We start from the raw sequence: 14239 nt of genomic DNA on the forward strand, positions 1-14239 counted from the left end.
TCCTCCTGTAAATGCTTACATATATTGACAACCCAATTATCATAGTCCTATATAAATTATTTGTCAATATCTTCAATGGATTTCCAAAGCATAAAGTTATCTTCTGCATAGGCATCCATTTTCTTTGCATCGAATAAATAGGACAAATAGGAACGTATGGTACTACCCACCAACACATATTGACCATGGTTCATTGCCAATGCATAGTGATTGAACACTTTTTGTAACAAATTGTCAAAGGTTTGTGGTTCTTTGCAAATATCCAAAAGTAGAGATAAAATTTCTTCTGCTTTTTGACGATTGAGCGCAATCAAATCATGGATATCTTCGGTTGCTTCGCTATGAGCAGGTACAAACATCTTTCCTTCTAATGTTTCCAAATAATCTAAGGTTTTGAAGAATGCTGCAATGTCATAATTGAAGTTGATGTGGTATTTGTTGATGATTTCTTCACCAAAAATACTATCTGCCACAAAATATACATCATCAGGGGTTTTTACACCAATCATTTGCCAGAAATGACCACCCAATGGGAAAATTTCCATACCATCAGGCAAATTTGCAGTTGCAATATCTTGGGCTTTGGAAGGTGTTGCCATCAAAAATTTGTTGCGTAATTTGGAAAAAGGATATCCACCATACAAGAAAGAAGGTTCTATAATGGGATTTTCAATGATACCATTTTCCATAGGCGTGCAATAAGCAGGGCAATGCAAACGGTTTTGCAAAAGTGTATTGCCACCAATGTGATCTGCATTGGAATGTGTGTTGATGATGGCTTCCAATGTCCATTTTTCAGCTTCTAAAATCTTTTGGATTTTACGCCCAGCATCCTTGTCATTGCCACTATCAATGAGAATTACCGATGTTGGAGAAGTACGATATACCCCGATTTTAGATGGACAGTTGATGTAAAATGTATTTTCTGCAACTTGAACCAATTCGTACATAAGAATACCTCCTTGTTAAAGTAAGCAAAGCTTACCAGTGAATAGTGAAGAATGAAGAGTGAATAGTTGAAAACCAAGATTCTTCGTCGCTACACTCTTCTGAATGACAGAATAATAATAAAAGGTTGCAGTTGCTATCAATCAAAGAGTTATATTGTAGGGCGGTGGCTTGCTGCCGCCGTTATGCCATAGACCAAGGTGCTTCATCGTCTTACGGGCAGCCACATAGGGCAGCCCCCTACAGGATTGACAATATATTAGCGTATCCACTTGTAGGGGAGGGTTTCCATGCCCTCCCATTGGTTTTGTGGCGGTTCTTGACGGGTGATTCGTGAATCGCCCCTACAAAACATAGGTGGTGTCATTCTGAACCCAGTGAAGAATCTTGGTTTTGTTGTTGTGAACTTGTTCCCTTACTCCATCAAGCTACCATCATATGGTTCATACATGGATACAGTCAAATCGATTTGAGGAATGTACAATTCTGCATCATCTGCACCACAGAAATAAATATCCAAAGAGCTAGGATCACCCAATTCTGCATCTACATAGTTGTATTGCAAAGTGTACATAACACTATTCAAAATGCTTTCTGCCAATTGGTATGTATCAAAGCAGAAAAATTCATCTTTTTGTTCTTCTGGAGGGCCCACCACCAAAGAACTGGTGTCTGCAAATGCAACAGTCATACCACCTTTGCCAGAAGAAATTTTGCCATCAAGGGATAAGTCCCAACCGGTTAATGCACTCATACCTGTCAACAACAATTCAGGTGTCAAATTGCCTGTATAGCTGAATGGATATGATGTTGGTTCACCACCCAAGGAGATATATAGGTTTGCAGAGGACATACCATTGCCACTGGTTTCTTCTTCTACAATTTCTTCTTCCACATCTTCAATAACAACTTCTTCTTCCAATGCTTCTGTTTCTACTACAGTAGCAGTGGTTTCTTCAACAGTGGAGTTGGTGTTGGAGCCACAGCCTGCAAGTGCAAGTGTCAAAGTCAAACCAAATAAAATTCTTTTTTTCATAATATTACCTTTCTGTGTTCATGCACAATAAATTTACAAAAATACTAATTTCTATTGGTATCATACCATATAATATGAAAGAAAAACAGTCTAATTCCTTTTCAATTTCTTTCATTCTCAAAAAAAAGACAACCCCGTAGGATTGCCTTTTCAAAAGATAAGCTCTTTTATTATTTCATGGAATCAGTAGAACCGATTACATCTGTAATTTTGCTTTCGATCATGTCAGCAATCATTTTTCTTGCATCACCCAAGTAACCACGAGGATCAAATGCAGCAGGTTTTTCTGCGAAAGATTTACGGATTGCAGCTGTCATAGCAAGACGAATGTCAGTATCCATGTTGATTTTACATACAGCCATGCTAGAAGCTTTTCTAAGCATTTCTGTTGGGATACCTTTTGCACCAGCAATTTCGCCACCAAATTCGTTACACATTGCAACACAGTTTTGGTCTACAGCGGAAGCACCATGCAATACGATTGGGTAGTTGTGGATGCCAGCAGCTTCCAATTTGGATGTGATGCTTTCCAAACGGTCGAAGTCCAATTTTGCTTCACCTTTGAATTTGTAAGCACCGTGGCTTGTACCAATAGCGATTGCCAAAGAGTCAACGCCAGTTCTTTGTACAAAGTCCAAAGCTTGGTCTGGATCTGTGAAAGTAGCGTTTGCAGCATCTACTTGTACATCATCTTCAATACCAGCCAATTTGCCAAGTTCTGCTTCTACAACAACACCATGAGCGTGAGCGTAGTCTACAACTTCTTTTGTTTTTACGATGTTTTCTTCGTAATCATAGTGAGAACCATCGAACATAACGGAAGTGAAACCGTTTTCGATACAAAGTTTACATGTTTCAAGGTCAGGACCGTGATCCAAGTGCAAAGCAATGTCCAAACCTGTTTCAGCAACAGCTGCTTCTACCATAGCTCTCAAATATTTTGGATGAGCATAAGTCAAAGCACTTTTGGATACTTGCAAAATTACAGCAGAATTTTGTTTTTGTGCTGCTTCTACAACTGCTTGAATGATTTCCATGTTGTTGATGTTGAATGCACCAATAGCGTAGCCGCCAGCGAATGCTTTTTCGAACATTTTTGTTGTTGTTACCAATGCCATTTTAAAAACACCTCATTTTTTATATTTACAGGACCGAGTTCCTACGTTAAAATTATAATATGAGATACAAGTAGTTGCAAGGTATTTCAGCCAAATAATCGGCTTTTCATAAATATTAAGAAGATTGAACAAAGGACGGTGAATAAATGAAATATATTGTAGCACTTTTGGGTACACTTTGTATGGATTTGTGTACAAAAGAAGTGGCAAGAAGGAAATTACCACTTGGAAAACGTATAGAAATTAAGAAAAATTGCTTATTTTTGCAACACATTCGCAACACTGGCATGGCTTATCACAGTTGCGCAGGTCAAAAAAAGTTAATTTTATCGTTGACAGGTGGCATTATGGCGTTGTATTCCATGTTATTTTGTAAAAGTATGCATCAAGAAAAACAAAATATTGGACTTTGTTTTGCACTGGCGGTCACACTGGGTGGTGCTCTTGGTAATTTTTTGGAGAGATGGAAACGAGGATATGTCACCGATTTTTTGTTGATATTAAAAGGAAAAAATCCACCTATCTTCAATTTAGCAGATGTTGCAATCCTGTTTGGTAGCATTGCAATGGTATTTTTGCACGAAAAATAAAAAAGCGATTAGGATGTATTTACCTATTGAAATTCTGTGAAATCTGTTGTATAATAAATTCATAAAAATCCTGAACTGTTCGATAGCTTGCCGTAATTGAACCTACAAATCTGACTTGGGATTCCAATATTGTGAAGGTGATGCCAGGCCCCAAGATAATTCCCTTTGGGCAGGGGAAGGTTGAGCCGTAACTGAGGTTACCCACCTGGCTTAGGCTAGGTGTCAAGAGGTAAGAACGACCCTTCGGGACTTTTTTATGTCCATTTGACATAAGATATAATAGTTTGAAGCACTTCTTTTGGAAGTGTTTTTTTTGTGTGGAAAAGCGGGCGCCCACATAGGGACGCCCCTACATGGGATTTGTGGAAATAAAATTAAATAAATATTAAAGTTTGCAAGCTAGAAAATAGAAAAATATAGGGGTATACTATGGATAGTCAAGTGCGTGGGAGTTATATTAGATGTGTTTTGGAGGGGATTTCAAATGTTTTATGTTATAGCGTTTATAGTATTGGTAACTCCGATTGCCCTGACCATATGGAATATTGTCACCTTTATAAAATATGTTACCAAAAAAGAAGAAAAAGAGTATGTAGAATCTTTAGAAATAGCAGCTATGTTGTTGGGTGCAGTATTTACACGAATATATATAGAGTTTGCGGGAATTATATTTTCACCTTGGAACAAGCAACTGTATAACAATCAATTACACAGTATGGTTGCACCAGAAAATTTTCTAACTATAATGACATGCATCATTATTGGGTTTGTATCCTACTATTTTCTTCGTTTTGCACCAGAAAATAAACAGACTCCACTACTTCTAGCCCTTGGCATATCAGGTATTTATATTGGAATTGCAATATGTATCATTTGGTGTGTGCAAATAATTCCTCATGCAGTGCTCATAGTATTCCCTGCGAACTGTATTCTTATTTTTATCAAATTAATACTGATAACGGTAAATTCAAGAAGTGAATTGATATGGAATGGTCAGGTTTCCATCAAATACAAAAAATTATCAAACTTTTTAAGCAAATCTACAAATTTACCTGTAATCGGTTTTATACTATTGATACCTTTATTGGGAATTGTTGTTGCTATTTTGTTTTTGTTTGGACAAGAACCAAACAGTATGATAAAAGCATGGACAGAAACAGCAGACTGGACGTTGTCTCAAAAAATTGCACCAAACAATATACAGCTGGATGAACATTACCTTTGTACGGTTGCTGCTGGAGGACATCGTAAAGTGGTAAAACCCATTAGAACAGGAATTCGCCATGATCATTCAGTTATAGTGAATAGACAGCTATGCGTTGCAAATGCTTTTGAACAAGTGTTGGAGGAAAAAATACCAAAAACCCATAAAGTGATCAGAAAAATTTATGATAATACGGGATATCCCATTTCAAAACACATAAACTCAAAAATCACAGCAGATATTATTTATTTTTTAATGAAACCCTTAGAGTGGTTTTTTATAATCATTTTATATGCAGTTGATGTCCATCCCGAGGATAGAATTGCAGTGCAATATCCACATAAACCAAAGCCAAGCCAATAAAGAAATTCATGTTATGAGCATTTGGTGAACAACAAACTTTTGGTGAACAACAAACATTTGGCATTTTATATCTACATACAAACCAACACAATCCAATGCAGGTGATTCTACACCTTTTTTTCTTACAAATTACGAAAAAACAGCTATTTTCCAATAATTCGTGTTTTCTTTTATTTGGAATTTATGGTATAATGGGTTGTTATCATAGGGATAGGCTAGATTTTAGTGGAATTGCTATGGTTGACATAGATTATTTGAACAATACCGCCAGTATCCATCAGGGCATTGGCATATAAAATAGAAAGTAATTTGAGGTGTAAAATGGATAAGAAAAAACCAGTCGTATTGCCGATGGTGGCACTTAGAGGAACTACGTTGTTTCCAAATATGGCAATTAGCTTTCCAGTAGGCAGACAAAAATCACTGGATGCCATCAGAGCAGGTGAAGAATCTGGTGGTAAAATATTTGTGGTGACACAAAAAGAAGCATCAGAAACATCCCCAAAGAAAAATGATTTGTATGCAATGGGTGTTGTGGCAAGAATCAAACAAGTGTTGAAATTGCCTGGCAATGTAACCCATGTCATTGTAGAAGGTGAAATTCGTGGTAAAATGACACGTATTTTGAAAAAATCCAACTATGATTTGGCAGAATTTGAAACCATTGAACAAGACTTTCCGCAAGATGTGGATGATTACACAACTGCTTTGATGCGTATGGTTGTGGAAGAATACGAGAAATATTTGAAATTTGTACCCAATACAGCAGCAGTGGATTTGCTTGGAAATGTGCAGTCAGCAAAGAAACCAGGACGTTTGGCTGACTATATTGGTGCTGGTTTGGAAGTGAGTTACAAAGAAAAACAAGAGATTTTGCAAACCATCAACCCTCATGAGCGTTTGGAAGCGGTTATGACATTAATGGAACGAGAAGAAAGCGTGTTGCAAATCAAAAAGGATATTGAATCCAAAACAAGAGCTAAATTGGAAGAACACCAAAGAGAATTTTATTTGCGTGAAGAAATGAAGGTCATTCAAGAAGAATTGGGTGACAAAGATGGCATTGGTGCTGAAATCAAGAAATATGAAGAACAAATGGAAGCAAAAGATTTGCCAGAAACCATCAAAGATGTCATTGCAAAGGAAATTGTACGTTTGCGTAGAATTCCAGTGTCTTCACCAGAATCCAATGTTTCCAGAAATTACATCGAAACCATTTTGGCATTGCCTTGGACAGAATGTACAGAAGAAAAATTGGATTTGCAGGCAGCAGCAGAAATCTTAGACCAAGACCATTATGGCTTGGAAAAGGTCAAAGAACGTATTTTGGAATACTTGGCTGTTAGAAAAAATGCACCAGAAGAAAAACCAACCATTCTTTGTTTGGTGGGACCTCCGGGTGTTGGTAAAACTTCCATTGCACAATCTGTTGCAAAGGCTTTGGATCGCAAATACATTCGAATGTCCTTGGGTGGTGTGAAGGATGAATCTGAAATCAGAGGTCATAGAAAAACATACATTGGTGCTATGCCAGGACGTATCATCAACGCTATGAAACAAGTGGGCACCATCAATCCTTTGATGTTGTTGGACGAAATTGATAAATTGGGTGTATCCCACAATGGTGATCCATCAGCAGCTTTGTTGGAAGTTTTGGATGGTGAGCAAAACAATACCTTCCGTGATCACTTTGTGGAAGTGCCATATGATTTGTCTAAGGTGCTCTTTATGTGTACTGCAAATAGCCTCGACACAATTCCAAGACCACTTTTGGATCGTATGGAAGTGATTTCTTTGGTCAGCTATACATCACAAGAAAAGCTTGAGATTGCAAAGAATCATTTGGTTGCTCGTCAAAGAAAACGTCATGGCTTGAAGGGTTCTCAACTAAAGGTTGGAGAAGCGGCTTTGACAAAATTGATTGATGGATATACCAAAGAAGCTGGTGTCCGTCAGTTGGAGCGTGTCATTGGTGAAGTTTGTAGAAAAACTGTGAAGTTGATTTTGGAAGGTGAAAAGAAATCTGTAACTTTGACTGTTAATATGGTAGAAGAACTTTTGGGCAAAGAAAAATATGCACCAGATTCCAGATACGAAGAGCCACAAGTGGGTATTGTTCGTGGACTTGCTTGGACTGCTGTTGGTGGCACAACATTGTCTGTGGAAGTCAATGTGATGGAAGGTGATGGCAAATTCAAATTGACTGGTAATGTGGGCAAAGTGATGACAGAATCTGCTGAAACTGCAATGAGTTACATTCGTTCACAAAGAGAAAAATTTGGTTTGGAAGCCAATTTCTATAAAACAAAGGATGTGCATATCCACATTCCAGAAGGTGCAACACCAAAAGATGGACCATCTGCTGGTGTGACTATGGTGACTGCAATTTTGTCTGCATTCACAGAAAAAGAAGTGCGTAGTGATGTTGCCATGACAGGTGAAGTGACCATTCGTGGACGTGTCCTTGCCATTGGTGGGTTGCAAGAAAAGTTGTTGGCAGCCAAAAAAGTGGGCATCAAAACCGTTTGTATCCCATTTGCAAATGAGAAACATCTGGCAGAAGTCAGTGATGATATCAAAGAAGGTATGGAAATTATATTGGCAAAGACTATGGAAGATGTGCTTTCTGTGGCTTTGTTGGAAGGAGACACATTATGGAAGTAAAACAAACATCTTTGGGGTATATTGGAACCAATTTCACCCATTATCCTATGGATGGTAGACCTGAAATTGCCTTTGCAGGAAAGTCCAATGTTGGTAAATCCACATTGATCAATGCAATCCTTGGCAGAAAAGCATTGGCAAGAACCAGTTCCCATCCAGGAAAAACAAGAACCATCAATTTTTATAATGTAAATGACGAAATGTATGTTGTGGATTTGCCAGGTTATGGCTATGCAAAAGTACCCAAACACGAAATCGACAAATGGGGCAAAATGATGGAGGACTATCTCTCCAAACGTGAAGAGTTGCGTGCAATTGTGTTGCTCATTGATGTGCGTCATGAACCAGGTAAAAATGATGTAATGATGTATGAATGGTTGCGTCATTATGGATATAAAATCATTGTGGTGGCAACAAAAATTGATAAGCTCAATCGTAGTCAAGTACCAAAACATGTGTCTGCAATTCGAAAAGGTTTGGGACTTCGCTCTGACGATGTGTTGATTCCATTCTCCGGTGAAAAGAAAATGGGTATTGATGAATTGTGGGCAGAAATTGAACCGTTTTTGGCAGAAGATTGGGTACACCAAAGATTTGATTGATGAAAAGAAGGGTGATGTATGGAATTACCAAAACGGAAAATCATACGTTTACAATCATATGATTATAGTCAAAATGGAATGTATTTTGTCACCATTTGCACTCAAGATAGGAAAAATTTATATTGGCGTGTAGGGGATGGTTTTCCCATCCCGAGGTTGTCAATTACAGGGAAAATCGTAAAACAATATATCAAAAAAATCACCGGAAAATATCCCAATGTATATGTGGATAAATTTGTGATTATGCCAAACCATATTCATATGATTGTGGCAATTGATGATAGGATGGGTGACCCATCCCCTACGTTGGGTAGTGTAATGGGTTGGTTTAAATATCAAACGACAAAAGAAATGAATTTGATTTTTGATACACAGGGAACCAAGCGTTGGCAGCGTTCCTACTTTGAACATGTCATTAGAAATGAAAAAACCTATTTGGAAATCTGGCAATACATCGACACAAATCCACTCAAATGGGAGTTGGATGAATACTATATAACAGAAAACTAGGGGAATCAAGAAAGGAAGTAATCAAATGGAAATTAGAACAAGATTTGCACCAAGTCCAACAGGATATATGCACATTGGGAACTTGCGTACTGCATTGTATGAATACCTCATCGCCAAATCAGAAGGTGGTAAATTCATTTTGCGTATCGAGGATACAGACCAAGGACGTTTGGTAGAAGGAGCTACAGATGTCATTTACAACACACTCAAAATGACTGGTTTGCAACACGATGAAGGTCCAGATGTAGGTGGTCCTTATGGCCCTTATGTACAAAGCGAACGTATGGGTATGTACATGGATTATGCAAAAGAATTGGTGGCAAAAGGCGAAGCTTATTACTGTTTCTGTACCAAAGAACGCTTGGATTCTTTGAAGGAAAGCAATGAAGAAGGTGTGGCTTTTGCTAAATACGATAGACATTGTTTGGGTCTTTCTGCTGAAGAAGTAGAAGCAAAATTGGAAGCAGGCGAACCATTTGTTATTCGTCAAAAAATGCCAGATGCAGGCACAACTACATTTGATGATGTGGTGTATGGTGCAATCACTGTAGAAAACAAAGAATTGGATGACCAAATCCTCATGAAAGCAGATGGTTACCCAACTTATAACTTTGCAAATGTTGTAGACGATCATTTGATGCACATTACACATGTTGTGCGTGGTAGCGAATATCTTTCTTCTACACCAAAATATAGCTTGTTGTATGCTGCTTTTGGTTGGGATTGCCCTGTTTATGTGCATTTGCCAGCAGTTATGCGTGATGCACAACACAAATTATCCAAACGTCATGGTGACAAATCCTTTGAAGATTTGATCAAAGAAGGCTATCTTGTAGATGCCATCATGAACTACATTGCTTTGTTGGGTTGGGCTCCTTCTGACAATACAGAAATCTTTACATTGGCTGAATTGGAAGGTAAATTCCACATTGGTGGTTTGAGCAAATCCCCATCTATCTTTGATATCAAGAAATTGACATGGATGAATGGTGAATATATGAAAGCGATGGATGCAGAAACATTCTTCACACATGCAGAACCAAAGCTCAAAGAAGCATTGGGTGAAGATACCCAAATGGACTTGAAATACATTGCATCCTTGTTGCAAAAACGTTTGGAAACCTTGAATGATATCGCTCCATTGGTGCAATCCTTCAAAGAATTGCCTGAATATGGTACAGAACTTTACACACATAAGAAAATGAAAACCAATGATGAAATTGCTTTGGATTCCTTGCAAGCATCTGTTCCTGTTTTGGAAGCAATCACAGATTGGACGGAAGAAAACATCCATAATACTATTTTGGATTTGGTTGCAGCAAAAGGCGTGAAAAATGGTATCATCATGTGGCCAATTAGAACAGCACTTTCTGGCGAACCAACATCCCCTGGTGGCGCAACAGAATTGGCACTCATCTTGGGCAAAGAAGAATCTATGCGACGTATCCAAAAAGGGATTGCAATGCTTACAAAATAAAATGTAAAACAAAAGAGTAGTATCACAGCAAATTGTGATGCTACTCTTTTTTATATTAGCATTTTCGTTTTACAAAGTCCTGCAAACCCAAGCTAACCAAAATACCACGATTGACAGCAGCCATCATTTTGGCATCCACATGACAAATTTTCTCCTGCAACCGTTGTTTGTCTATGGTACGCATTTGTTCCAACAGAATCACAGAATCCTTAGGCAATCCATAGGGTTCTGCTGCAATGGGGATATGGGTAGGCAATTTGGCTTTGTTCATTTGTGATGTAATGGCAACGCAAATGACAGTTGGACTATATTTGTTACCAACATCGTTTTGTATGATGAGAACAGGGCGTAAACCACCTTGTTCGCTACCCACAACAGGGCTCAAATCTGCAAAATAAATATCTCCTCGTCTGACTATCATATGACCACGCTCCGCTTGCAAATTCATCAGGCAGTGGTAAATGAACCGATATGTAAACTCCTGTCTGATTGCTTATAGTCTTGCCAAAAGAGTAAATATTTATTCTTCGATGGTGAAAATATCTTCTGGGAACTCTGGGTTGAAGGTGAAATTGTCATATTCCAAGCGATAGCGCTCATTGCCATTTGCATCATACAAAACAAAGCGTTTGGGTAAGTAAGTTTCTCGATCCACCCATAATTTTTCAGAAGCCAACACAGAATCACCACCAATGACTGCTTCCAAAACAATGCATTTGGATTCATCAATGGCAGCAGCTTCTACACCAACTCCTTCTGATTGCATATAATTTTCGATGAAAGCACCGAGGAATAACTCATTTCTATGTTGGGATTCTGGCACATCTTTGATGATTTGTTCATCCAACTTAGGGTTATACTGAGCAATACGAGTGCCATCAAAAACTGTGTAATTTCCAGCAACTGCTTCTGGTGCAATCAATTCTAGGCGGTATTCACCTGTGGATTTGTAGTGTTGGCTGGTTTCATAGACTTGATCCCCTTTGTTGGATGTTCTGGTCAGCGTTGCATTGCAAGTGTATCCATCCATTTCCACCAACTGCTTTTGTATGGCATCTGTTTCCGATAGCACTTCTTCTTTTTGGCAGGCAACCAATGACAAGCAACACATCAGCGCCAAAGCAAGCATTCTTTTTTTCATAACATAACCTCCTTTTCCATGTAGTATCAGTTTATGGAAGGGACAAAATGTCTATGTATCAGAAGGAAAAGAATATTTTGGTGTGTTATACGGACAGATATAGAATCTGTCCCTACAGAGAAGGAATATAAATCAAATACAATTGTAGGATTGATTCACAAATCAGATGCAATACGCAATTGTAGGGTTGATTCACGAATCAACCGTAATACAAATTTTCGTTAAAATATAGGCGTTTCGGTATCCAAAACCAAATCCATACACGTATCATAAAAGGAAAGCACTTGTTTTTCAGTCAATGCATTCTTTAGGTATACAAATTGCAAATCATGTGTCACAGAAAATCCTTGGATGTGCAAATGGCATAATTCATCCTTTTGGATTTCAGATTTTGCTACATTTTCATACATAAAGGAAATGGCATTTGTTTGTTTCAACAATGCTTTGATCAAAAGGAAACTGCCTACTTCCCAAATGTTGGAGAAAGATGTGGCAGAATCGTTTTGTTGTGCCAATGCATTTTCTAAGATGGCACGTGTACCAGAGCCAGATTCCCGTAAAATCAAAGGATATGCATACAATTCAGATGGTTTGACGGTTTGATTTGCCAAAGGGTGTGTAGCAGAAACCACAGGGATGAAATTGGATTGGTGGAACTGTTTTGCAGCAAATAGATTGCGATCAAAGATACCTTCTATGAAAGCACAGTCCAAATTTCCTTCCAAAAGCTGTTGGAGCAATACCTTTGTATTAGCCACTTGGATATGTAACTTCATATCTTGGTCTTTGCAAAGATGGGTTAGCAGTGGTGGCAAATAATAATCTGCAATGGATAAGGTGGCACCAATATGCAAAGATTTTTGTTGCATGGACAAAGAAGAAATGAAGTGTTTTTCATTGGAGGCTTGCATTTTGGCATAGTGTAAGAATGCTTCCCCTTCTTTGGTCAATTTGCGACCACGACCATCTTGTATAAACAATTGGCAACCATAATGTTCTTCTAGTTTTTGAATGTGCTGTGTGACAGCTGGTTGTGTCATATGCAGTTTGTTGGCTGCTTGGGTATAACTTCCATATGTAATGACAGCTAGAAATGTAGTGAGTTTTGGGTCTAGCATAACATCACCTCCTACAATAAGCATAACATAAATTTATATATAATAAAATATCATAATTTGATTTTATTGATTATTTGTGTTAATTTATAGACAGGAAATATAGTTCATATTGTCAGTGGTATCGTAATGATTATATATAGGAGGAAGTAACATGAGTCAGTTCAAGAAAGTAGCACCAGGCGTTGCAGTTGCAATTATCATTGCATGTTGTGCACAGTTTTTGGAAAGTTTATTGCCCATACATTTGATTGGTGCATCGGTCATTGCGTTGTTCATTGGTATGCTCATCAATACTTTGGTGGATACTTCCGTTTTGAAAGCGGGCTTGAAATTCACTTCCAAAAAGATATTGAAATTTGCAATTATTCTGTTGGGTGCTTCTTTGAACATCCAAACCATTTTGACTGTTGGTTCCATGTCTTTGGCGGTGATGTGTTTTACATTGCTTACTTGTTTTGGTGGTGGTTTCTTCATTGGAAAAGCATTGGGTTTGGATTGGAAACTGTCCAACTTGATTTCTGCTGGAACTGGCATTTGTGGCGGTTCTGCCATTGCAGCAATTGCACCTGTCATTGATGCAGAAGATATGGATATTGCGTATGCCATGTCTGCAACCTTTATTTTCGATATGATTATGATTCTTGCATTTCCTTTTATGGGTCATTTCTTAGGTCTTAGCGATATGGCTTATGGTTTGTGGGCTGGTACTGCTGTCAATGACACTTCTAGCGTTGTGGCTGCTGGTTATGCATACACAGAAGCTGCTGGCGATTTTGCAACCATGGTGAAATTGACCAGAACCCTTGCAATCATTCCAACAGTTCTTGCATTTGCATATGTGAACATTCGTGTACAACAAAAAGAAGGTGTTAGACGTAGCCAAGTGTTGGCAGAAGTGAATGCAAAAGGTCAAAAGTATGAAGTTAGCCAATTGGATAAAATGGAAGTTTTGTCAAAAGGCAGTGGTATCCAACCAGAAAAAGCAACCAGCAAAGTGAACTTCTTGTCTATATTCCCTTGGTTTATATTGGGATTTGTTGCATTGGCAATCATCAATAGTTTTGGTGTGATTCCAGTCGGTGTTTCTGGTACTGCAAAGGATATCAGCAAATTTTTGATGGTGGCAGCACTTGCAGCAATTGGACTCAATACCAATGTAAAGGATATGAAGAAATCTGGCATTGCACCAATGCTTCATGGATTTATCATTTCTGCTTTGGTGGTGATTGTTGCCATTACTGTGGAATATTTTATGGGTATTGTATAAGGTTAGATAGGTAAGGGTGTCTTTTGGCATCCTTATTTTTATGCAAATATAAAAAATAAAAAATTTTCAAAACTTTATTTTATTTAAGTTTCAATTTAGGTTGACGTTGTATCATAATCACATAAACAAAAGAAACACACAAACAACGATATCAACAGAATACTATATAAAGACTAACTATATGAAGTCAATAGAAAAATG

General features: G+C 38.0%; 13 protein-coding genes and 1 other RNA gene. 8 read left to right on the plus strand and 6 right to left on the minus strand.

From position 1 onward, the window contains the following. Positions 1–56: 56 nt before the first annotated feature. The 3 genes from MJY40_RS03400 to MJY40_RS03410 all read right to left on the minus strand — a co-directional run bounded on the left by MJY40_RS03400 (position 57) and on the right by MJY40_RS03410 (position 3102). The gene (locus MJY40_RS03400; protein WP_317855672.1) at positions 57–950 is read right to left on the minus strand and encodes an MBL fold metallo-hydrolase; all 894 of its coding nucleotides are present in this window, start codon (positions 948–950) and stop codon (positions 57–59) included. Between the two features lie 413 nt (positions 951–1363). Continuing rightward, positions 1364–1984 (minus strand): hypothetical protein, encoded by a 621-nt coding sequence (locus MJY40_RS03405; protein ID WP_317855673.1) that lies wholly within the window; start codon positions 1982–1984, stop codon positions 1364–1366. Between the two features lie 170 nt (positions 1985–2154). Next, positions 2155–3102, minus strand: coding sequence for a ketose-bisphosphate aldolase (locus MJY40_RS03410; RefSeq protein WP_317855674.1), 948 nt, complete (start codon positions 3100–3102; stop codon positions 2155–2157). Between the two features lie 146 nt (positions 3103–3248). On the opposite strand from MJY40_RS03410, the gene lspA reads away from it, so the two are divergent. The 7 genes from lspA to gltX all read left to right on the plus strand — a co-directional run bounded on the left by lspA (position 3249) and on the right by gltX (position 10512). Continuing rightward, a complete protein-coding gene (gene lspA, locus MJY40_RS03415) occupies positions 3249–3692 on the plus strand; it encodes a signal peptidase II (RefSeq protein ID WP_317855675.1) in 444 nt (147 codons plus the stop codon). Between the two features lie 64 nt (positions 3693–3756). Continuing rightward, positions 3757–3946: non-coding RNA, 6S RNA (gene ssrS / locus MJY40_RS03420), on the plus strand. A gap of 230 nt (positions 3947–4176) precedes the next feature. Continuing rightward, positions 4177–5259, plus strand: coding sequence for a DUF6688 domain-containing protein (locus MJY40_RS03425; protein WP_317855676.1), 1083 nt, complete (start codon positions 4177–4179; stop codon positions 5257–5259). 321 nt (positions 5260–5580) lie between these two features. Next, positions 5581–7923, plus strand: coding sequence for an endopeptidase La (gene lon, locus MJY40_RS03430; RefSeq protein ID WP_317855677.1), 2343 nt, complete (start codon positions 5581–5583; stop codon positions 7921–7923). Beyond that, positions 7914–8525 carry a ribosome biogenesis GTP-binding protein YihA/YsxC gene (yihA, locus tag MJY40_RS03435; RefSeq protein ID WP_317855678.1) on the plus strand — a complete coding sequence of 204 codons (612 nt, stop codon included), beginning with the start codon at positions 7914–7916 and terminating at the stop codon, positions 8523–8525. The genes lon and yihA overlap by 10 nt, the downstream gene beginning before the upstream one ends. A gap of 78 nt (positions 8526–8603) precedes the next feature. After that, a complete protein-coding gene (locus tag MJY40_RS03440; protein ID WP_317856403.1) occupies positions 8604–9035 on the plus strand; it encodes a transposase in 432 nt (143 codons plus the stop codon). Positions 9036–9060: 25 nt separating this feature from the next. Beyond that, entirely contained in the window at positions 9061–10512 is a 1452-nt protein-coding gene (gltX, locus tag MJY40_RS03445) for a glutamate--tRNA ligase (protein ID WP_317855679.1), read from the plus strand. A 55-nt stretch (positions 10513–10567) separates the two neighbouring features. Here gltX and MJY40_RS03450 read toward each other — a convergent pair whose 3' ends face one another. The 3 genes from MJY40_RS03450 to MJY40_RS03460 form a co-directional block, all read right to left on the minus strand. Beyond that, positions 10568–10933, minus strand: a complete 366-nt coding sequence (locus tag MJY40_RS03450) for a type II toxin-antitoxin system PemK/MazF family toxin (RefSeq protein WP_317855680.1) — start codon at positions 10931–10933, stop codon at positions 10568–10570. 99 nt (positions 10934–11032) lie between these two features. Beyond that, positions 11033–11653 carry a LolA family protein gene (locus tag MJY40_RS03455; protein ID WP_317855681.1) on the minus strand — a complete coding sequence of 207 codons (621 nt, stop codon included), beginning with the start codon at positions 11651–11653 and terminating at the stop codon, positions 11033–11035. A 221-nt stretch (positions 11654–11874) separates the two neighbouring features. Continuing rightward, positions 11875–12771, minus strand: a complete 897-nt coding sequence (locus MJY40_RS03460; protein WP_317855682.1) for a LysR family transcriptional regulator — start codon at positions 12769–12771, stop codon at positions 11875–11877. A gap of 151 nt (positions 12772–12922) precedes the next feature. Here MJY40_RS03460 and MJY40_RS03465 point away from each other — a divergent pair, with 151 nt between their 5' ends. Next, on the plus strand, positions 12923–14038 hold the full coding sequence (locus MJY40_RS03465) for a YeiH family protein (protein ID WP_317855683.1): 1116 nt from the start codon (positions 12923–12925) through the stop codon (positions 14036–14038). The last annotated feature ends 201 nt before the right edge of the window (positions 14039–14239 follow it).

The organism is Chakrabartyella piscis, assembly GCA_030067835.1.
Taxonomy (GTDB): Bacteria; Bacillota; Clostridia; order Lachnospirales; family Anaerotignaceae; genus Chakrabartyella; species Chakrabartyella piscis.

Excerpts from the sequence above, each read along its gene's own strand:
- MJY40_RS03410 (WP_317855674.1), bottom strand. The coding sequence starts at position 3,102 with ATGGCATTGGTAACAACAACAAAAATGTTCGAAAAAGCATTCGCTGGC.
- MJY40_RS03455 (WP_317855681.1), bottom strand. The coding sequence starts at position 11,653 with ATGAAAAAAAGAATGCTTGCTTTGGCGCTGATGTGTTGCTTGTCATTG.
- MJY40_RS03465 (WP_317855683.1), top strand. The coding sequence starts at position 12,923 with ATGAGTCAGTTCAAGAAAGTAGCACCAGGCGTTGCAGTTGCAATTATC.
- lspA (WP_317855675.1), top strand. The coding sequence starts at position 3,249 with ATGAAATATATTGTAGCACTTTTGGGTACACTTTGTATGGATTTGTGT.
- lon (WP_317855677.1), top strand. The coding sequence starts at position 5,581 with ATGGATAAGAAAAAACCAGTCGTATTGCCGATGGTGGCACTTAGAGGA.
- MJY40_RS03405 (WP_317855673.1), bottom strand. The coding sequence starts at position 1,984 with ATGAAAAAAAGAATTTTATTTGGTTTGACTTTGACACTTGCACTTGCA.
- MJY40_RS03425 (WP_317855676.1), top strand. The coding sequence starts at position 4,177 with ATGTTTTATGTTATAGCGTTTATAGTATTGGTAACTCCGATTGCCCTG.
- MJY40_RS03450 (WP_317855680.1), bottom strand. The coding sequence starts at position 10,933 with ATGATAGTCAGACGAGGAGATATTTATTTTGCAGATTTGAGCCCTGTT.
- MJY40_RS03460 (WP_317855682.1), bottom strand. The coding sequence starts at position 12,771 with ATGCTAGACCCAAAACTCACTACATTTCTAGCTGTCATTACATATGGA.
- MJY40_RS03440 (WP_317856403.1), top strand. The coding sequence starts at position 8,604 with ATGTATTTTGTCACCATTTGCACTCAAGATAGGAAAAATTTATATTGG.
- yihA (WP_317855678.1), top strand. The coding sequence starts at position 7,914 with ATGGAAGTAAAACAAACATCTTTGGGGTATATTGGAACCAATTTCACC.
- gltX (WP_317855679.1), top strand. The coding sequence starts at position 9,061 with ATGGAAATTAGAACAAGATTTGCACCAAGTCCAACAGGATATATGCAC.
- MJY40_RS03400 (WP_317855672.1), bottom strand. The coding sequence starts at position 950 with ATGTACGAATTGGTTCAAGTTGCAGAAAATACATTTTACATCAACTGT.